This is a genomic window from Nocardia veterana NBRC 100344 (assembly GCF_000308855.1).
Lineage (GTDB): Bacteria > Actinomycetota > Actinomycetes > Mycobacteriales > Mycobacteriaceae > Nocardia > Nocardia veterana.
Window position 1 is genome coordinate 1 of sequence record NZ_BAGM01000092.1, and the last position, 18,037, is coordinate 18,037.

20 protein-coding genes are annotated in these 18,037 nt (G+C 68.8%); 9 read left to right on the plus strand and 11 right to left on the minus strand.

Features of this window, described 5'->3' with window-relative positions:
* Positions 1-25: 25 nt before the first annotated feature.
* Positions 26-322 carry an RsbRD N-terminal domain-containing protein gene (locus ON37_RS15770; RefSeq protein WP_040720322.1) on the minus strand — a complete coding sequence of 99 codons (297 nt, stop codon included), beginning with the start codon at positions 320-322 and terminating at the stop codon, positions 26-28.
* A 561-nt stretch (positions 323-883) separates the two neighbouring features.
* Here ON37_RS15770 and ON37_RS15780 point away from each other — a divergent pair.
* From ON37_RS15780 to ON37_RS15790, 3 genes are all read left to right on the plus strand, one after another.
* Positions 884-1,864 (plus strand): helix-turn-helix domain-containing protein, encoded by a 981-nt coding sequence (locus ON37_RS15780; protein WP_245553217.1) that lies wholly within the window; start codon positions 884-886, stop codon positions 1,862-1,864.
* Positions 1,865-1,908: 44 nt separating this feature from the next.
* A complete protein-coding gene (locus tag ON37_RS15785) occupies positions 1,909-2,733 on the plus strand; it encodes an SAM-dependent methyltransferase (RefSeq protein ID WP_040720326.1) in 825 nt (274 codons plus the stop codon).
* A gap of 69 nt (positions 2,734-2,802) precedes the next feature.
* Positions 2,803-3,258, plus strand: coding sequence for a hypothetical protein (locus tag ON37_RS15790; protein WP_040720328.1), 456 nt, complete (start codon positions 2,803-2,805; stop codon positions 3,256-3,258).
* A gap of 55 nt (positions 3,259-3,313) precedes the next feature.
* Here the strand turns inward: ON37_RS15790 and ON37_RS15795 are convergent, their stop codons facing one another.
* Positions 3,314-3,679, minus strand: a complete 366-nt coding sequence (locus ON37_RS15795) for a PNPOx family protein (RefSeq protein ID WP_040720329.1) — start codon at positions 3,677-3,679, stop codon at positions 3,314-3,316.
* An 84-nt stretch (positions 3,680-3,763) separates the two neighbouring features.
* Positions 3,764-4,840, minus strand: coding sequence for a phosphatase PAP2 family protein (locus tag ON37_RS15800; protein WP_210742247.1), 1,077 nt, complete (start codon positions 4,838-4,840; stop codon positions 3,764-3,766).
* Between the two features lie 104 nt (positions 4,841-4,944).
* On the opposite strand from ON37_RS15800, the gene ON37_RS15805 reads away from it, so the two are divergent.
* Positions 4,945-5,634 carry a TetR/AcrR family transcriptional regulator gene (locus tag ON37_RS15805; RefSeq protein WP_168441309.1) on the plus strand — a complete coding sequence of 230 codons (690 nt, stop codon included), beginning with the start codon at positions 4,945-4,947 and terminating at the stop codon, positions 5,632-5,634.
* Between the two features lie 152 nt (positions 5,635-5,786).
* Positions 5,787-7,310 carry an MFS transporter gene (locus tag ON37_RS15810; protein ID WP_051031644.1) on the plus strand — a complete coding sequence of 508 codons (1,524 nt, stop codon included), beginning with the start codon at positions 5,787-5,789 and terminating at the stop codon, positions 7,308-7,310.
* Positions 7,311-7,319: 9 nt separating this feature from the next.
* On the opposite strand, the gene ON37_RS15815 is transcribed toward ON37_RS15810, so the two are convergent.
* Genes ON37_RS15815 through ON37_RS15825 form a run of 3 tightly spaced genes read right to left on the minus strand, consistent with a single transcriptional unit; the run spans position 7,320 to position 9,237 of the window.
* Complete coding sequence (locus ON37_RS15815; RefSeq protein WP_306306484.1) at positions 7,320-7,592, minus strand: CDGSH iron-sulfur domain-containing protein; 273 nt, start codon at positions 7,590-7,592, stop codon at positions 7,320-7,322.
* Complete coding sequence (locus tag ON37_RS15820) at positions 7,576-8,226, minus strand: methyltransferase (RefSeq protein WP_040720332.1); 651 nt, start codon at positions 8,224-8,226, stop codon at positions 7,576-7,578. The genes ON37_RS15815 and ON37_RS15820 overlap by 17 nt, the downstream gene beginning before the upstream one ends.
* Positions 8,227-8,253: 27 nt before the next feature.
* Positions 8,254-9,237, minus strand: coding sequence for an iron-containing redox enzyme family protein (locus tag ON37_RS15825; protein WP_040720389.1), 984 nt, complete (start codon positions 9,235-9,237; stop codon positions 8,254-8,256).
* A gap of 241 nt (positions 9,238-9,478) precedes the next feature.
* Between ON37_RS15825 and ON37_RS15830 the strand changes: the two genes are divergently transcribed.
* From ON37_RS15830 to ON37_RS15850, 4 genes are all read left to right on the plus strand, one after another.
* Positions 9,479-10,123 (plus strand): flavodoxin family protein, encoded by a 645-nt coding sequence (locus ON37_RS15830; protein ID WP_245553219.1) that lies wholly within the window; start codon positions 9,479-9,481, stop codon positions 10,121-10,123.
* Positions 10,124-10,588: 465 nt separating this feature from the next.
* Positions 10,589-10,849: a hypothetical protein gene (locus ON37_RS15840; protein ID WP_040720333.1), complete on the plus strand. Its 261-nt coding sequence runs from the start codon at positions 10,589-10,591 to the stop codon at positions 10,847-10,849.
* A gap of 28 nt (positions 10,850-10,877) precedes the next feature.
* Positions 10,878-11,435, plus strand: coding sequence for a type 1 glutamine amidotransferase domain-containing protein (locus ON37_RS15845; RefSeq protein ID WP_040720334.1), 558 nt, complete (start codon positions 10,878-10,880; stop codon positions 11,433-11,435).
* A gap of 18 nt (positions 11,436-11,453) precedes the next feature.
* Positions 11,454-12,080, plus strand: coding sequence for a UdgX family uracil-DNA binding protein (locus ON37_RS15850; RefSeq protein WP_040720336.1), 627 nt, complete (start codon positions 11,454-11,456; stop codon positions 12,078-12,080).
* An 87-nt stretch (positions 12,081-12,167) separates the two neighbouring features.
* Here the strand turns inward: ON37_RS15850 and ON37_RS15855 are convergent, their stop codons facing one another.
* From ON37_RS15855 to ON37_RS15875, 5 genes are all read right to left on the minus strand, one after another.
* Positions 12,168-13,313, minus strand: a complete 1,146-nt coding sequence (locus ON37_RS15855) for an acyl-CoA dehydrogenase family protein (protein ID WP_040720337.1) — start codon at positions 13,311-13,313, stop codon at positions 12,168-12,170.
* A 169-nt stretch (positions 13,314-13,482) separates the two neighbouring features.
* Positions 13,483-14,457: a lysophospholipid acyltransferase family protein gene (locus ON37_RS15860; protein WP_083893030.1), complete on the minus strand. Its 975-nt coding sequence runs from the start codon at positions 14,455-14,457 to the stop codon at positions 13,483-13,485.
* Positions 14,458-14,532: 75 nt separating this feature from the next.
* On the minus strand, positions 14,533-16,140 hold the full coding sequence (gene hflX / locus ON37_RS15865) for a GTPase HflX (protein ID WP_083893031.1): 1,608 nt from the start codon (positions 16,138-16,140) through the stop codon (positions 14,533-14,535).
* 74 nt (positions 16,141-16,214) lie between these two features.
* Positions 16,215-17,138 (minus strand): diaminopimelate epimerase, encoded by a 924-nt coding sequence (dapF, locus tag ON37_RS15870; protein WP_210742249.1) that lies wholly within the window; start codon positions 17,136-17,138, stop codon positions 16,215-16,217.
* Positions 17,135-17,992, minus strand: coding sequence for a TrmH family RNA methyltransferase (locus tag ON37_RS15875; protein ID WP_083893032.1), 858 nt, complete (start codon positions 17,990-17,992; stop codon positions 17,135-17,137). Before ON37_RS15875 ends, dapF begins: the two co-directional genes overlap by 4 nt.
* Positions 17,993-18,037: the final 45 nt, after the last annotated feature.

Sequence of the window (18,037 nt, forward strand, 5' to 3'; positions counted from 1 at the left end):
GAACCCACCCGGAGAAGGTGGCGGATCAGGCCGGGCGGTGGCGAATGGCGTCGACGTAGGCCCGGGAAACGGTGCAGGTCAGCAGATCGAGCATGTCGACGAGAAAACTGCGGTCGGCCACCGGATCGGTGGTACCGGTTCCGCCCGCCGGATCGATCCGGTTCAAGGTGCGTTTCACCCCGTCGTGGATGGCGTGCTGCACCAGATCGATCGGAATTCCGTCCCGTGCCCAGTCGGCCGCGGCGTACTCGAGCCGCCGGAGGGCGAGCGCGGCGCCGGAGGGTGCGTCGCCCAGCAGGATGAGCGCCAGTTCGAATCCCATTCGCATCACTATGGCGGGATCGGAAGATAATGCGCTCCTGGACTTTTCGGAATCGTATCCATCGCCCTCCGCGGATTCCGCATCCCAGGAGTCGTAGGCCGGCATCGCGCTCCTTCCGTGCGCCCGATCCCCATCGCACACACGAAGGTAACGGTGGTGCGCGGTGATTACGAGAGCTCGGCGTGGGTTGGCCCAAACATCCGAATCACAGGCCCCCGATGCTGTGAGATCTCCCAAATATCGGCGAATTCAGCGCGCGCGACCGGAATCCGGGCGCAGTCGGCCGGCCTCGACCAGAGTCAGATACGCGACGCGTTTACGCGGACACTCCGCACGCCGGCAGCCCCGATGTCGCTGCATGACCGAATGCGCTTCGGCAACCGACATCGGATGGTCGGGGGCCTCGTGCGGCCATCCGACCGGCCAAACGGATCCGTCCACCATCGTGACTCCTGCTGTGCCCGGCTGTCGCCGAAACCGTGATAGCCTGAACGTGATACATGCTAGCGTGATTATCACGCGAATGAAAGCGATTGGGGCGGAAGAGATTTCGTCGGCGATATGACCAGCACCCAGCTACGCCCGGTTTCGGCCACCTCCCGGGCCACGCCTCGCGCCGATACGCTGACAGCCATGGGAGCCCGATTACGTACTGCGCGAAAATTACTGCTGGGCCGCGAAATCGAACATATGATCAGCGTGGCCGGAATCAATCAGGCGGAGGCCGCCCGGATCATCGACACCAGTCAGAGCCGGATCGCGATGCTGATCAACGGCGCCAGCTCGATTACCGTCGGTGATCTCGAACGACTCGCGGTCGCATTGGGTTTCACCGATCCCGGATATCTGGAGAGCCTCGAAGCCCTGCGCCGGGACAACCACAAACGCGGGTTCTGGAACACCGGTCACCGCCGCGCTTATCTCGAGGAATTGCGCCTCCTGGTCGATCTCGAGGCCCACGCCAGCCTGCTGCGGGTCGCCGAGGCCGAGATCGTGCCCGGCCTGATCCAGTGCGAGTCCTATATCCGCGCGCTGCACGAGCCACCGCCGGATGCGGTGGTCTCGGCCGACGACCCGCGGGTGACGCTCGAGGACTCGGTACGCGCGCGCCTGGCGCGGCAGGACATCCTGACCGGACCCGCGGCCCCGCGGTTCCACGCCGTCCTCTCGGAATCCTGTCTGCGCCGCGAATACGGCGGCCGGGCGGTGATGGCCGAGCAGTTGGAATACCTTCTCGCCCTGGCGGATCGGCCCAACATCACCCTGCAGGTGCTGCCGTTCACCGTCGCCCCCCGCGGCGCCGGGATGGAGGATCGATTCACTCTGGTGCGGGTGCCCTCCCCCGGCGCTGCCGGCGATCTGGACATGGCGATCGTGGAGAGCCAGGGCGATATCCGCTACATCGACGACAAACCCGCGGTGGCGGCCCGGGAGATCGTCTGGGACCGATTATCCGCGGCCGCGGCGGATCCCGATCACTCCCGCGAGTTCATCGCCGGAATCGCGCGGTCGTTCCGACACGGGAGCGTCACCGGGACGTGACGCACCGTCCGTAATCTGCAAAGCCTAAGGAGTGCCGGACAGCTATGAGCGACAACGACTTTCCCGCCCGCGACTTCGATGCCAGCCGCCCGTCGGCGGCGCGCATGTATCACTACTACCTGTCCGGACAGGCACTGTTCGACGTCGACAAGATATTCGGCGAGCAGGTGTTCGCGGCATTTCCGCACATCGGCGCCTGGGCGCGGCACAATCGTGGTTTCCTCGGCCGCGCAGTGGGTTTCATGGCCTCGCGCGGCATCCGCCAGTTTCTCGACATCGGCGCCGGCTTACCCGCGACCGGTAGCACGCATGAGGTCGCGCGGGCGGTCGCGCCGCGCGCGCGGGTCGTCTACGTCGACAACAACACCGAGGCCGTGGCCCGCGGCCTGCGACTGTTCCGGGAGACCGACGCACTCGCCACCACCGCGTTCGTCGATGCCGATGTGCGTTGTCCGGACGACATTTTCGACCATCCCGAGACCCGGCGGCTGATCGATCTCGACCAACCACTGGGCCTGCTCATCGTCAGTGTGTGGCCCTTCGTACCCGACAGTGACCGCCCGTATCGGTTGATGACCCAACTACGGGACCGGCTGCCCCGCGGCAGTTACGTGGCAATGAGCCATGCCGCATCGGACGAGGCGTCCGACGAGGTCGCACGCGGCCTGGCCGCGGTCGCGGAGCTCTATAAACGGACCTCCGATCCGGTAACCCTGCGTCGCCGTGACGATTTCGCCGCCTTCTACGACGGCCTCGAACTCCTGGCCCCGGGGATCGTGCACGCACCCGAGTGGCGACCCGTCTCACCGGTGGACATGGAGGATCCGGCTCGGCCGTGTAATTTCGCGGCCGTCGGCTACAAGCCGTAGCCGGCACGGTCGGCGCGGCGATCCGCGCATCGGTGCGCCGGCGGCTTTACTCCGTAGAAAGGGCATCCGATGACGCGGCCACCGACCTTCACCGCAGGCGAATTCCGCAAGGCCTCAGCCAGTTCCCCCCATCAGAACTGCGTGCGGATCGCACGCAAACACGGATGGACCGCCGTCTGGGACGATAAACGCGCCACCACCGCGACCACCGGCAGCACCGCGCTGCCGACCGCGGAACTGCTACTCCTTCGCGACGAGCAGTTCGACCACTACCAGGATGGCGTCCGTGCCGGACGCACGCACCGATTACCGATCACGCAGAGCCGGCGCTCCGACGGACGCTACGTTCTGCGTGCCCAAACCGACACGCCCACAACAGGTGTCGAGCTGATCTTCGATCGCGCCGAACTGGATGCGTTCCATCACGGCATCCGAACCCACGAATTCGATCTTCACCGCTTCACGCCCGCCGACGGCGAGCACAGCGACCCCGCGACCGCCCTGACCGATCGAATACCGGCCTAGCGGTTCGCTTTTCGATTCCGGTGCCCGCCCTCGCGGGCACCGTCACCGCTGCGGCTCAGTTGCGCTCCGGATCCCCGGGCGCCGCGGCGTCCAGCTGTACCCGAACGGTGACGCGCCCGCGCTCATCACGCTGCGCGACGGCGTGCCCGGTGCGGTCGCCGCCCGGCAGATGCAGGGTGATCGGCCCACCGTCCCCGGTGAAGTTGCGCCACCAGCTCTTGCGATCCGGCATCGCCACGCCGATCAGAATCGAATCGCCCGAGCGCCGGTAGTTCACCGGCGTGCTGAAGCTCTTGCCCGAGCGGCGGCCCACATAGGTGATCTCCACGAACCCCTTGCGCATCAGCGGGCCGATGACCGGCGCCTCCGTCAGCGCGAGAACCACCGAATTGAAGCCGCGCACGGCCGATTTCACATCCACCGATGCCTCCTACCAGAGCCGGAAGTGCCGAGGACCTTCACTCTACCGACGAGTGGCGACACCGCACGACGAGCGGGTCGCCGCTCAGACGGGCCGGACGTCGCGGGCCGTCGCAGGCGCTCGCGGCGTGGTCCGGCCGCAGCGTCCCGGCCCGCGATATCCGGCTGCGCCGCGGCCGTGCGCCGGACCGTCGGCGGCGTGGTCCGGTGCTCGCACCGACGTTCCCGTGATCCTGTCGATCGTCGTCTCCGCCCGCGCATCGATGACGGCCAGTCCGGCGCCGATGCCCACGGCCGGTCCGGCGACCGCGCCCGGCGCGAAGGCCGCGACCGCCGCATTCCGCCACGCCGACGGGCCGGAGATATCGCGCAGCATCGAGCGCCACACCCGGAGCCCGTCGGCGGCCGCATCACAGATCCGCAGGTAGGGCGCGGCGGCGGCACCGGCGGCGAGAATCACGGCGGCACCGGCGAGGCAGTCGAGCAGGTAGTGGTTGGCGGTTCCGATGACCACCAGGGTGATCAGGACGGGGTAGGCCACGCCGACGACCCGCGTGATGCGGTTGCGCCCGAACCGGTACAACATCACTCCGCACCACAGCGCCCACCCGACGTGCAGGCTGGGCATCGCGGCGAAATCGTTGGTCAGCGAATCCAGGCCGCGCGGTGTGCTCGCATCGCCCTGCCACCAGCCGGCCGAGGCGTGCAGTGCCATCACGTCGACGAACCCGTAGGACGATTCCAGCAGCCGCGGCGGGGCGGTGGGCAGCAGGACGAATCCGATCAGGCCGGCGACGGTGGCTATCCCGAGTTGGGTCCGGGCCGGCCGATAGTGCTCTCGATGCGACCACCACAGCCAGATCAGCACCGTCGGAGTGACCAGATAGTGCAATGTCGCGTACGCGAAATCCGCGGGCACCGCGATCCAGGCGTGGTCGACGAAGACCCGGTTCAGCCACAATTCCGGATCCAGCCGTAGGCGGTGTTCCAGGCCCAGCACCGCGTGGGCGTCGTGCCGGGCGTGCTCGAGTCCGCTGCCGACGAGCAGGCGCGCCCCGTCGTAGGCGAAGTACACCACGACGACCAGCACCACTTCGCGCCACCAGCCCCGCGCTCGGGCCGGAACCTGCGCGAGCGGGCTCGAGATGGTTGTTGCTGCCACGACCCGACCTCCACGACGAGGGCTGACGTACAACGTACGGTACATCGTACGTGCATATTACAATGACGGCGAGACCGGATTTCATCCCGACCGGAGAAGCTGCCGTGACATCACAGCCCGCCCGACCTTCCCAGTCCGGGGGCGGACGACGCCGAGTACCGCGCCATACGCTCAGCGCCGAAGCCATCGTCGACGCCGCCCTGCGGATGCTCGACGACACCGAGTGCGACGACATCTCCATGCGGGCCCTCGCCGGCGAGCTCGGCGTCGGCACGATGACGCTGTACACCTATTTCCGCAGCAAGGACGAGCTACTCCAGGCCGCCCGCGACCGGGTGCTGGACAGCTTCCACCCACCGGCGGTCGCCGGGGACTGGGCCGACCAGGTGCGCGCCTGCTGTGTGGCGCTGTACCGGCTGCTGGTCGAGCGGCCCGCCGTCCTGCGGGTGCTCGCGGTGAAGCCCGACGGCGACGGTGATTTCGCCGATACGGCCACGGCCGCACTCGAACTGGTGCTGTCCCAGCTGCGCGCGGCGGGCCTGGGCCGGCTGGAAACCGCCCGGGGCTACGTGACGTTGTTGCAGTACACGTTCGGGGCGGCTCTGCGTCAGGTATTCGCCCCCGTCCGCGGCGAGAACATGCCCAGCCGGCTACAGCAGCTGGATCCCGGCGCGCACCCCACCATCGCCGACCTGACCCCCGAACTTCTCGATGTCCATCGCAGCGGTGAGGACCAATATCTGTTCGGTCTGGATCTGATCCTCACCGGGCTGCGCGCGGCGGCGGACCGATAGCCGCGGCGCGACAACGACGATCATCACCTCGTACGGAGACGACCGGGCCATGGCGCGCGCCGGGCGCGCCGAGGCCGGATGCCACCCGCCGCAGTTCCCCGGTTTGTAGGATTGCCGGAAATTCGCACGAGCCGTCGAACTCGGGAGGCCCGATGACCGGTCGAGAGCGGACGGCGGCCCCCGTCCGGGGACGATGGGCGATGCTGGCGGTGCTGTGCGCGAGTCTGCTCCTGGTCGCGATGGACGCCACGGTGCTCAACGTCGCACTGCCCTCCCTGATCGACGATCTGCGACCCGGTGCGGTGGCCCAGCTCTGGATCGTCGACATCTACGGCCTGGTCCTGGGCGGTCTGCTGATCACCTTCGGCGCGATCGGTGATCGGATCGGCCGCAAGCGACTGTTTCTGTCCGGATTCGCCCTCTTCGGCATCGCCTCGGTGGTCGCGGCGACCGCACAACTGACCGGGCAGCTCATCGGCGGGCGGGTGCTGCTGGCGATCGGCGGCGCGATGGTGATGCCCTCGACACTGTCGTTGATCCGCAACATCTTCCACGATCCGCACGAGCGCACCCGAGCCATCGCGATCTGGGCGGCGATCGCCGGGGTGGGCGCGGCCGTCGGGCCGATCGTCGGCGGCGTGCTCGTCGAACATTTCGGCTGGGCCGCGGCGTTCTGGATCAATGTGCCCGTGGTGATTCTCGCGCTCGGCGCGGGACTGTGGCTGCTACCGGAATACCGGGCGCCGTCGAGCACCCGATTCGACTGGACGAGTGTGCCGCTGTCGGTCTTCGGGATCATCGGATTCGTCTGGGGCGTCAAACATCTCGCGCGCGGCGAGGAGGTCGCGGTGAACGTCGGGGTGCTGGTGCTCGGGATGGCGATGCTGGTCTGGTTCGCGCGGCGGCAGTTGCGGCTCGCCGACCCGCTGCTCGACATCCGGCTCTTCCGGCGCCCGGTGTTTCTCGCCGCGGCGCTGGCCACCCTGATGGCGATGATCGCGATCGGCGCCGCGTTGTTCCTGATCTCGTTGTGGCTGCAGTACATTCACGGCTACTCCCCGGCGGAGGCGGGCATACGAACGGCTCCGGCGGCGGTGGCGACGCTGGTCGGATCGCTGACCACACCGGCGCTGCTGCGCCGGATCGGGGTCCGTACCGTCATGGTCGCCAGCCTGCTCGTACTCGCGGCCGGCTTCGCGGTGCTGGCCGTCTCCCCCGAACCGACCGCCTATCCGGTGGTCGCGCTGGTGTTGGTCTGCCTGGGTATCGGAGACGGGATCGCGGTGACCACGGCGGCGGCGGTGCTGGTCTCCTCGGTGCCGCCCGAACGCGCCGGGCAGGGCGGCGCGGTCGAGGAGACGAGCTACGAGCTGGGCAACGGGCTGGGGGTAGCACTGCTCGGCAGCGTCCACGGTGCACTGTTCACCCACGCCATGACCGATCTGCCGATCTCGGGAGCGGCGGCGGCGACCGCCCGGGAATCGGCCGGCGGGGCGGTTGCCGTGGCCGACGACATCGGCGGCGCGGTCGGCGCGCGGGTGCACGAGATCGCCTCGGCCGCCTTCGATTCCGCGCTCACCGTTACGTCGTACGCGGCGGCGATCGTGGTGGCCGCGGTCGCGGTGGTGACCGCGGTACTCGTGCCGCGCGACATCACCGCGTCCGCGCGGCACTGAACCCGGCGCTCAGCTCGCCTTCTTCCGGCGATGGCGCCGGTGCGTGGTGTCGCACAGCGGGTAGATACCCGAGCGGCGGCAGGTGCACACCGCGACCACGAACCGATCGCAGTGCACGGTTCGCCCGTCGTCGGTCACCAGATCGACCGGACCCTCGATCAGCGCCGGGCCGTCCTTGGTCAGGGTCACCCGAGTGCGGCGCGGCCTCGCGGAGGCGGCATCGGTCGCGGAAGCGACGGTGGCATCGGTCGCGGAGGCGACGGTGTCATTCTCGATCGGCACGGATCACCACCAACTCCTCCTGCCGGGTGCCCGGTTCGATGAGCCGCTGGGCCTCCAGCCACTCGGCGCGCCTGTTCAGCACCGGGCCGAATTCACAGGTCTCGCGCACCACCACCGCCGCCTTCAGGCCACCGTCGCGCAGCTGGCGCACCGTCAGCTCCGGATCGCACAGCGACGAATGCACGATGAGCGCCATTCCCTTGGCGCGCAACAGCTCCGGCATCAACCGGCACAGCGGATCCAGCAACGCGCGGCCGTGCGGGCCGGCCTCCCATGCCCGTGCCCGGCCGCGAGGCGTGGTCGTCGCCGGGCCCGGCACGTAGGGCGGATTCGCCAGTACCGCATCGAAGGTACGCCGACGCAGCACCCGCCCGAAGTCGCCGTGCAGCAGCTCCAACGGCACACCCTGCAACCTGCTGTTCAACCACGCCGAGGCGAGTGCCCGCCGGGAGATATCCACGGCCGTGACGGCAGCGGCACCGGCTCGGCCCGCCTCGATCGCGACGGCGCCGGTGCCGGTGCAGACGTCGACCACCTTGGCCCCGTGGGGGATGGCCGCGGCGCTCAGCGCTCGGATCAGTAATCCGGTATCGGCTCGAGGGGCGTACACACCCGGTGCCCGAAACAGTCTCATGATCGGCGAATACCCGTCCTTCGGAGATCAATCCGCGGAAACGGCGGTGATCGCGTCCGGATCGAGCAGCGAACTGCGCCCGGCCGACCAGTTGTCGAGCATCTGCCGGTCCACGGCGCCCTCCAGCAAGGTGGTGGCCTGGATTCCGAAGACCAGCGGCGCAATCAGTTCGGGCTCGCGCTCGACCAGGTCGCCGATGACGTCGCGGCGCATGACCTGCTCGTGCACCGCGTCGGCCTCGACATGTTCGGCGTAGAAGCGGACACAGGCCGGATGGGCGTTCAGCCGGCGCAGAACGTCGACCATCCGCCGGGACGCGGGCGGCGAGCTGATCTCCACACTGGCGAAATGCCCCACCAGCTCGCCCCGGAACTGCCGGTGGAGGCCGAACAGCGACATCATGTTCACCAAGGCCAGCATCGGCGCGGGGACGACGTCGAGATAGTGCAGATACCCGTTGTCGAGCCCGGCCCCCGCCAGGAGGTCCGCGAAGAGCTGAGCGTGCACGTTCTCGCCGCGACCGGCGCCGAACTCGTCGTATTCGACCGCGACGAGCGCGGCCTTGGCCTGACCACGCAACCGTGGGATCACCCACGCGTACGGATCGGCTTCCTTGTGGTGGTAGATCGACCGGTGCACGAAGTATTCGCACACCTGCCACCACTGCCCCTGCTCGGCGAGGAACCGGCCGACCCCGGCGGCCTCGACCGGCTCGGTCACCAGCTCGTCGAGTTCGCCCGCGAGATCGTCGCCGCCGGGCACGTCGCGGCGCAGCGCGGACAGGAAGCGATCCTCCAGATGCGCGCGCAGGCGCAGCAATCCCGGATCCCATTCCCACCGCGGATCGACGGAATCGAAACCGCGGTAATGCAATTCGTAACACAGATGCAGGGCCAGGTGCAGATCCTCGCCGTAGGGATCGGTGTACTCGGTATCGAAGTCCACGTGGCAGGCCGTACCGCTCAGCAGGGCGCACAGGCCGCGCGAGAGTTCGCCACGAGGCTGCGGCAGCGGCGGCGCCCCGGAATCCGGCGGTGCCGAGGGTGTGGACGGCCGGCATCGCGATGCCGTCGCAGGCCGGTGTCCCGAGCTCCGGCGCACTTCGGGGTGCGGAATCTCCATAGCCGGCACATACCCGGCATCCGGCGGCTTCAATCGGCGGCCACACCACGGCCGGGCGCGGTTCGAGCGCTCCGCGACGGGTATGCGCGAAACAGACCATCCCCACAGCACCGGCCGAAAGGAGCAGATCGTGAACGACCCGAGCGGATCCCGAGCTCCCGGGGAGGATCTGACCGCGATCGCCGTCAGCTGCACCCTGAAGAAATCGCCGGACCGATCCAGCAGCGAACTGATCGCCGAGCAGGTACTGCGTGAGCTCTCGAACCACGGTGTCGCGGGCAAATCCGTCCGCGCGGTGGACCTCGATCTCCATCCCGGTGTGACCGGCGACGAGGGCGACGGCGACCAGTGGCCGCAGTTGCGGGAACAGATCGCCGCCGCCGACATCCTGCTGATCGCGACGCCGACCTGGCTGGGGCACATGTCCTCGGTAGCTCAGCGCGTGCTGGAGCGCCTCGACGCCGAACTGTCGGTGACCGACGACGACAACCGTCCCGCCATGGTGGGCAAGGTCGGTATCGCGGCGATCGTGGGCAACGAGGACGGTGCGCACAAGATCTGCGCGGACCTGTTCCAGGCCCTGAACGACATCGGCTTCACCGTTCCCGCCCAGGGCTGCACCTATTGGAACGGCGAGGCGATGAGCGGCGTCGACTACCTGGACCTCGACGAGCCACCGGAGGCCGTCGCGACGACCACCGCGGGCGTGGCCCGCAACGCCGCGCATCTGGCGCGGGCGCTGAAGGCCGCACCGTATCCGCCCTACCCGTCGTAAGTTCGGCGAGCCGCGCCGAACGGGCGACACCGAGGAGTCGAGATGGACACCGCCGATACCGAGCGCCCGATCCGGGCGGGCGAACCCCCGATTCCGGAACCCGTTCCGCCACATCCGGTTCCGGACCCCACCCCGGAGCATCCGATCCCCACCCCGGATCCGGATCCGCGCCCGCCCGTCCCGGAACCGGATCCCGTTCCCGGCCATCCGCCCGAGCCGGGGCGACCGATCCCGGGCCCCTCACCGGACCCGATTCCCGGGCATCCCCCGCCGGACCCCGGCCGTCCGATTCCCCCGGAGCCCGTACCCGATCCGCCCCCTGACCCCGGGCGTCCGATTCCGGGGCCGACACCGGATCCCGGGCCGGATCCGGCGGTGCCGGGCCGCGATCCGCGGCCCCCGGTGCCGCAGGCACAGGGTTGAGCCGGGGTGTTTCACCGGCCGGACGTCGGGCATCCGCCGGACATGACAGCCGATGAGCACAACCGTGGAATCCATCCGCAGGTCACCGCCGAGGATCTGCGGATGCTGCTGGATGCGGGCGGTCCCGGCACCCGTCTGGTGCTGTCGGAGGGCCGGATCCGGCTCGCGACCGATGACGGGGACGGGCTGGAACTGATCCGCCGGCCCGAACTGGCCGATCGCATCGGCGACCATCCCGACCAGCACGAATTGGCGGAACAGGCCGAACTACTCAACACGCTGATCCGCCTGCAAGGCGCCTGAGCGCCCCGTGACACGAGGAGGACACGAGATGAGCCGACCCGACCGCGAGCCCACCGTCCTGGTGGTCACCTCGCAGACCGGCGTGGAGCGCGACGAGCTGCTGGAACCGTTGAAGCAATTGCGCGACTGCGGAATTCGCGTCACCCACGCCGCCCCGTCCACCGACGCGGTGCAGACGTTCGTGCACGACACCGAAGCCGATACGACCGTCGATCCGGACACCGACCTGGCGTCGGTGTCGGTGAGTGATTTCGACGCCCTGGTCGTACCGGGCGGCACCGTGAACGCCGACAAATTGCGCACCGAAAAGGGAGCGGTCGATCTGGCGCGCGGCTTCGCCGACGCCGGCAAGACGATCGCCGCGATCTGCCACGGACCCTGGCTGCTGGTCGAGGCCGATCTGGTGCGCGGCAAGACGATGACCTCGTATCCGTCCCTGCAGACCGATGTGCGCAATGCCGGCGGGCAGTGGGTCGACGAGCAGGTGGCCCGGACGCAGGACGGCTGGACGCTGATCACCTCCCGCAATCCGCGGGACCTGGACGCCTTCTGCGCCGCGATCGAGACCGAACTCGGCGTGAAGTGACGTGGTGAGGGCACGATCATGGTGAAGGCCCCGGGCGCGGCGGAATTCGTTCCGGACACCACCGATCTCGACCGGCTGCGCGCGGCAGCGTGCGGATGTCACGGGTGCGATCTGTACCGGCACGCCAATCAGACCGTGTTCGGGGAAGGACCGCCGCACGCTCCGATGGTGATGATCGGTGAGCAACCCGGCGATCGCGAGGATCTGGCCGGTCACCCGTTCGTCGGCCCGGCCGGGGCGCTGTTGGACCGGGCCCTCGCCGACGCCGGAATCGACCGCGAGGCCGTCTACCTCACGAATGCGGTGAAGCATTTCAAGTACACCGAACGGGGGAAGCGGCGGATTCATCAGAAGCCCGGGCGCACCGAGATCGTCGCGTGCAGCCCCTGGTTGACCGCCGAACTCGACGCCATCCGCCCGCGCTTGGTGGTGTGCCTGGGCGCGGTGGCCGCCCAAGCCGTCTTCGGCCCCGATTTCCGGATCACCCGGGATCGCGGGCGGTTGATCGCCCACGGCGATCATCGCGCGCTGGCGACCATCCACCCCGCCGCGGCCCTGCGCGCCCCCGACCGTGCCGAGGCCTACGACGGGTTGGTCGCCGATCTCACCGAGGCCGCCACCGCGCTGTCGGGAACCGCCTCGTAGACCCGCTGTGCGAGGATCGCCGCCGCAGTACCGGCGGCGATCGCTGCTGTCGGGTGTGTGAGCGCGCGCGGGACCTGTCCCGACGCGTCAGCTGAGCTTCAGCGAGCGGCCGATGATCTCCTTCATGATCTCCGTGGTGCCGCCGTAGATGGTCTGCACCCGCGCATCCATGTACGCCTTGGCGATCGGATATTCGCGCATGTAGCCGTAGCCGCCGTGCAGCTGTAGGCATTTGGTGATCAGGTCGAGCTGTTCCTCGGTGCTCCACCACTTGGCCATCGCGGCATCCTCGGCCGAGAGCGTACCGGCGTTCAGCGCCTCGATGAAGCGGTCGACCAGCACCCGCACCGCGGTGGTCTTGGTGGCCAGCTCGGCCAGGACGAATCGGGTGTTCTGCTGGGCGCCGATCGGCTTGCCGAACGCCTTGCGGTCGCGCACGTACTGGATGGTGGTCTCGAGGCAGCCCTCCATCGCCGCCGCCGCCATCACCGCGATCGACATCCGCTCCTGCGGCAGGTTGTTCATCAGATGGATGAACCCCATCCCCTCGGTACCCAGCAGGTTCTCGGCCGGCACCCGCACATCGGTGAAGCTGAGCTCCGCGGTGTCCTGCGCCTTGAGGCCGATCTTGTCGAGGTTGCGGCCCCGCTCGAAACCGGGCATCCCCCGCTCGACGACGAGCAGCGAGAAGCCCATCGCCCCCTTCTCCGGATCGGTCTGCGCGACGACGATCACGATGTCGGAGTTGATGCCGTTGGTGATGAAGGTCTTGGCGCCGTTGAGAATCCAGTGGTCACCGTCCTTCACCGCGCGGGTCTTGATGCCCTGCAGATCCGATCCGGTTCCGGGTTCGGTCATGGCGATCGCGGTGATGATCTCACCGGAGCAGAATCCGGGCAGCCAGCGCTGCTTCTGCTCGTCGTTGGTCAACTCCAGCAGGTAGGGCGCGATCACGTCGTTGTGCAGCGGGAAGCCCAGGCCCGAGTACTGCCCCTTGGTGGTCTCCTCGGTGATGATCGCGTTGTAGCGGAAGTCCCGCACCCCGCCGCCGCCGAATTCCTCGGGGACGGCCATGCCCAGGAAGCCCTGTTTACCGGCCTCCAGCCACACCTCCCGGTCGACGACCCCGGCTTCCTCCCACCGGGCATGGTTCGGCGCCACATGCTGATCGAGAAACTTGCGGTAGGACTCCCGGAACAGATCGTGTTCGGGCTCGAAAAGGGTGCGCTCCACGCCAACCTCCTAGTGACCACGTCGGCAACTCGCCTGTCACATACGGTACCCGGAACGGGAATCGTGGTTCACTTCAGACCCGAAAAAAGTCGGCTACCTGTGCGAAAAGCGCTGGAGCGGCGGATGGGCCCACCCTGAACGCGGGTAAACCTCCAGAACCCGTGCGGGGCTAGAGCCCAACCGCATCGCGGACCCGGCCCCACAGCGTCCGGCCGCGATCGCGGTCGCGCTCGGCGAGCAGGTGGGTGATCTCCTCCTCCAGCGCCTTGCGCACCACCTGCTGCAGCTCTGCGGCGGCGGCGTCCAGATCTGACGCGTCCTGCCAGGCGGTGGTCTCGATCGGGGCACCGATCGAGTAGTAGAACCGCTCCGGCCGCGGCAGGAAGGTCGGTCCGATCCCGCGCATCAGCGGCGGAGTCAGATTGCCGCGGATACCCAACGCCTCGACCGTCCAGCGTAACGGGCTCATCACCGGGTGGTCGCCGTCGAAAACCACATCGAAGACGTCGTCGGCGCCGATCATCGCGGTCGGCAGAATCGGCGCACCGGCCTCGATCGCCATCCGGGCGAACCCGGTGCGACCCTCCCATTTCAGGTGGTACTTCTCCCCCTTGCGGCGCATCGCCTCGCGTCCGCCGCCCGGGAAGACGATCACGGCCTCACCATTGTCGAGCAAGGTGCGGCAATTGTCGCGGGAGCCGCGAACGCTGCCGATGCGATGCACCAGCTCACGCACCGGCGGCACCCGCATCAGCACGTTCTCGGCCAGGCCGCGGACCACCCGGCCGGTGCGGTGGTAGATCTCGTGCACGAGCAGGGGCGCATCGACACCGCCGAGCAGCGTGTGGTTGCCGACCAGCATCACGGGACCGGATTCGGGAATGTTGTCCAGACCGTGGAAAACCGGGCTGTTCCACAGCCGCACCGGCGTGGCCAACGCGTCGAAGATCCGAAGATCGGTGGCGGGCACCGTCATTCGCAGCGGAGCGCCGTCGCTGAGCGACTTCGGCACGGCGCTGCGGTCGCCCCGCGCGACAGCGCTGTGGTCCGCCGCCGCTGCGTCGTGCAATTCCGGCGCGGCGTCACCCTCCGCCGCGGTCCGATCGGTGGCGAATTCGACCGACGTGGAATCGTTTCCGGACATTGGCACCCTCCCTGCAACCGCTCACGACGACGCGACGCTGTCGAAAACGGCTGTGGCACATGAACTATGCAAGCTTCAGTGCGAAGGCCCCGCTGCATCCGCACTACCGACGGTGCTCGCGTGCGCGTACTGCGACAGAGTCGGTGCGAGAGCTCGGGGAACCCGGGCTCGCACCCGCGTACCACCCTCCTCGTGCGAGGAGCTGATGATGCGGCCATCGGAGTGGATGCGCGCGAGCAGGTCACCCCGAGTGTACGGGAGCAGCACACTCACCTCGACATCGAGCCCGCCCAGGATCTCGGCCAACCGCTCGCGCAACCGGTCGATGCCGCGGCCCGTGCGGGCGGAAACGAAGACCGCACCGGGCAGCTGAGCACGCAGATGCGCCAGCTGCGTCGCGTCCAGCGCGTCGATCTTGTTCACCACCAGCAGCTCCGGCGGCCCCGATCCCTCGCCCTGTTCGCGCAGGACCTCGGTGATCACCTCGCGGACCGCTTTGATCTGCTGCTCCGGCAGCGCGTCGGAACCGTCCACCACGTGCAGGAGCAGGTCGGCGCCGGTGACCTCTTCCAGCGTGGACCGGAAGGCCTCGACCAGCTGGGTCGGAAGATGCCGCACGAATCCGACGGTATCGGTGAACACCACCTCGCGGCCGTCGTCGAGGGCCGCGCGCCGGGTCGTCGGATCCAAGGTGGCGAACAGCGCGTCCTGCACCAGGATCCCGGCGCCGGTCAGCGCGTTCATCAGGCTCGACTTACCGGCATTGGTGTATCCGACGATGGCGATCGCCGGAATACCGCTGGAACTGCGCCGCGACCGCTTGGTATCGCGGGCCGTCTTCATCTCGCGGATCTCACGGCGCAGCTTGGCCATGCGCTCGCGAATCCGCCGGCGGTCGGTTTCGATCTTGGTTTCACCAGGTCCGCGCAGACCCACGCCGCCGTTGCTACCCGCCCGGCCACCGGCCTGCCGGGACATCGACTCGCCCCAGCCGCGCAGGCGCGGCAGCATGTACTCCATCTGGGCCAGCGACACCTGCGCCTTACCCTCGCGGGAGGTCGCGTGCTGGGCGAAGATGTCCAGAATCAGTGCGGTGCGGTCGATGACCTTCACCTTCACGACCTTCTCCAGCGCGGTCAGCTGGGCCGGAGTCAGTTCACCATCGCAGATCACCGTGTCGGCGCCGGTGTCGAGAACCACCGCCCGCAGCTCGTCGGCCTTGCCCGAACCGATGTAGGTCGCCGGATCGGGCTTGTCGCGTCGCTGGATCAGAGCATCGAGCACCTGGGATCCGGCTGTTTCGGCGAGCGCGGCCAACTCGGCCATGCTGGCTTCGGCCTGGGCGGCGCTGCCCTCGGTCCACACCCCGACCAGCACGACCCGTTCCAGTCGCAGCTGTCGGTATTCGACCTCGGTGATATCGGTGAGCTCGGTGGACAGCCCCGCCACGCGCCGCAGCGCGCTGCGCTCGTCCAGCTGTAGTTCACCGACCGTCGGCTCGACCGACCAGCCGCCACGCCGCCCTTCGGCATAGTCGTCGGAACTGCCGAAACCGTCGTCGTAATCGGTCACGCCGTTGTCGGCCTCGTCGTCACCGATGCTGTAGTCCTGATCCGCGTAGCCGTCCGCATCCGATTCGAGCTGCTCGATCGGGGTGAACTCGTACGTCCGTGATTTCCTCATACACCTCCATGGTCCCACGCCACAACCACCGGGCGCACTCGGATATTTCCGGCACGACGCGGCGCATGCCGAGATCAGGCCGTTGCCCACCAGGTGCCGGCGAGGTGTCCGGAGCCCACCAGCACCGACGGACCCCGCAGCCACGCCCGGCCGCGCTCGAAACCGACGGTGACGGCGCCCCCGGGCACCCGGACGGACACCTGGGCGGACTCGTCGGCCGGCGCGAAGCCCGCCCGGGTCAGCGCCGCGGCGGCGGCGGCCACCGTGCCGGTGCCGCACGATCGGGTTTCGCCGACACCGCGCTCGTAGACCCGCATGTCGACCGCGCCGTCCGCGCCCAGTGCGGTCAGGATCTCCACGTTCACCCCGTGCGGGAACAACTCCGGATCGAAGCCGGGTGGCACGCTCAGATCCAGGGCGGCCAAGCCGTCGGCGGTCAATGCCGGATCGACACAGGCCAGATGTGGATTACCGACGTCGACACCCACCCCGGCCAGGGCACTGCCGGCGACGGTCGCGGTGGACTCGCCGAGCAGGCGGACCGGGCCCATATCCACGGTCACCTCGCCGTGGACCTCGTCGAAGGAGTGCACGACCACCGACCGCGCGCCCGCACGCGTGCCCACGACGAATTCGGTGTCCCGCTGCAGTCCGGTGGCCAGCAGATAGTGCGCGAAGACCCGCACGCCGTTACCGCACATCTCGGCGATCGAGCCGTCGGCATTGCGGTAGTCCATGAACCAGTCGGTCGCGGCCACATCCGGCGGCAGCGCGGGTAACTCACCGGAATCCACCAGCGTTCCGGTGCGCGCGACCCGCAGCACCCCGTCGGCGCCGATACCCTGGCGGCGATCGCACAGTACCGCGACCACATCGGGGGTCAGCCGGAGCCGGGCATCCGGATCGGGCAGGACCACGAAGTCGTTCTGGGTGCCGTGCCCCTTGCTGAATTCGATATCGGCCGGTCCACTGCCCGAATGAGCGGCCAGTTCAGTCATCGATGTCGATCCTCCACCCGTTCCGCAGTGTTCGCCGATCGCGTCGCGACCGCATCCGATCCCAACACCCGGCGCTGCCGGGAGATTTCGTACAGCACGACCGACACCGTGCACGGCGTGGCCGGCCGCGCGCCCGCCGCAATCCGTACCGTCTCGTCGCAGGCGTCGCGCCAGCGCGCATCCAGTGCACCGTCGTCGGCCACCACCATGATCGTCGCATCCGTGAAGCGATGCGCATCCACCGCCCGGTCGCCCTCGCCCGCGCCGACACCGATCAGGCGGGTCGGGACGCCGGCCGCGCAGCGCCGGCTCCGGAATTCGGTCACCGCCGCCGGACCCGGTACGCGCAGCACCGGCAGCGCGAACAGCGCACCGGCCGAGGCCCGAACGCAGTGCGGATCGTATTCGTCGGCGCCGGAACCGCTGATCACGACCGCGGCCGCATCGAAGGCGGCGGCGGTGCGGATGATGCTGCCCAGCCGCAGCGCCGACGCGGGCCGATCGACGACGACCACCGGATGGTCGGTGTCACAGTGGATATCGGTCCAGTTCCGGGTGCGGCACCGGGCCAGCGCCACCACCTCCGGCGTCCCGGTGTCCGGGGCGGCGAGTTCGTCGAGCGTCGCACCGACCAATCCGATTCTCGGGACCTCCCCGCGGTCGAGCAGTGCGGCGGCCCAGGGCGACAGCGGTGTGCCCAGCCGGTAGAGCACGGCCTCCACCGGCCAGCCCGCGGCGAGCGCGGCCTCGATCGGTTCCCGGCCGTGTACGAGAAAGCGTCCGTCGCGGTGGCGCCGGGCCCGGTTGCCCAGATACGCGTGCCAGTCGCCGACCGAGGCGTTGCGGGTGGTCACTGCCGGATCGTTTCCTGTTCGTCGTCGCCGGACCGCCCGCAGCGG

Excerpts from the sequence above, each read along its gene's own strand:
- ON37_RS15770 (WP_040720322.1), bottom strand. The coding sequence starts at position 322 with ATGGGATTCGAACTGGCGCTCATCCTGCTGGGCGACGCACCCTCCGGC.
- ON37_RS15840 (WP_040720333.1), top strand. The coding sequence starts at position 10,589 with ATGACAGCCGATGAGCACAACCGTGGAATCCATCCGCAGGTCACCGCC.
- dapF (WP_210742249.1), bottom strand. The coding sequence starts at position 17,138 with ATGACTGAACTGGCCGCTCATTCGGGCAGTGGACCGGCCGATATCGAA.
- ON37_RS15845 (WP_040720334.1), top strand. The coding sequence starts at position 10,878 with ATGAGCCGACCCGACCGCGAGCCCACCGTCCTGGTGGTCACCTCGCAG.
- ON37_RS15785 (WP_040720326.1), top strand. The coding sequence starts at position 1,909 with ATGAGCGACAACGACTTTCCCGCCCGCGACTTCGATGCCAGCCGCCCG.
- ON37_RS15850 (WP_040720336.1), top strand. The coding sequence starts at position 11,454 with ATGGTGAAGGCCCCGGGCGCGGCGGAATTCGTTCCGGACACCACCGAT.
- ON37_RS15810 (WP_051031644.1), top strand. The coding sequence starts at position 5,787 with ATGACCGGTCGAGAGCGGACGGCGGCCCCCGTCCGGGGACGATGGGCG.
- ON37_RS15780 (WP_245553217.1), top strand. The coding sequence starts at position 884 with ATGACCAGCACCCAGCTACGCCCGGTTTCGGCCACCTCCCGGGCCACG.
- ON37_RS15820 (WP_040720332.1), bottom strand. The coding sequence starts at position 8,226 with ATGAGACTGTTTCGGGCACCGGGTGTGTACGCCCCTCGAGCCGATACC.
- ON37_RS15860 (WP_083893030.1), bottom strand. The coding sequence starts at position 14,457 with ATGTCCGGAAACGATTCCACGTCGGTCGAATTCGCCACCGATCGGACC.
- hflX (WP_083893031.1), bottom strand. The coding sequence starts at position 16,140 with ATGAGGAAATCACGGACGTACGAGTTCACCCCGATCGAGCAGCTCGAA.
- ON37_RS15790 (WP_040720328.1), top strand. The coding sequence starts at position 2,803 with ATGACGCGGCCACCGACCTTCACCGCAGGCGAATTCCGCAAGGCCTCA.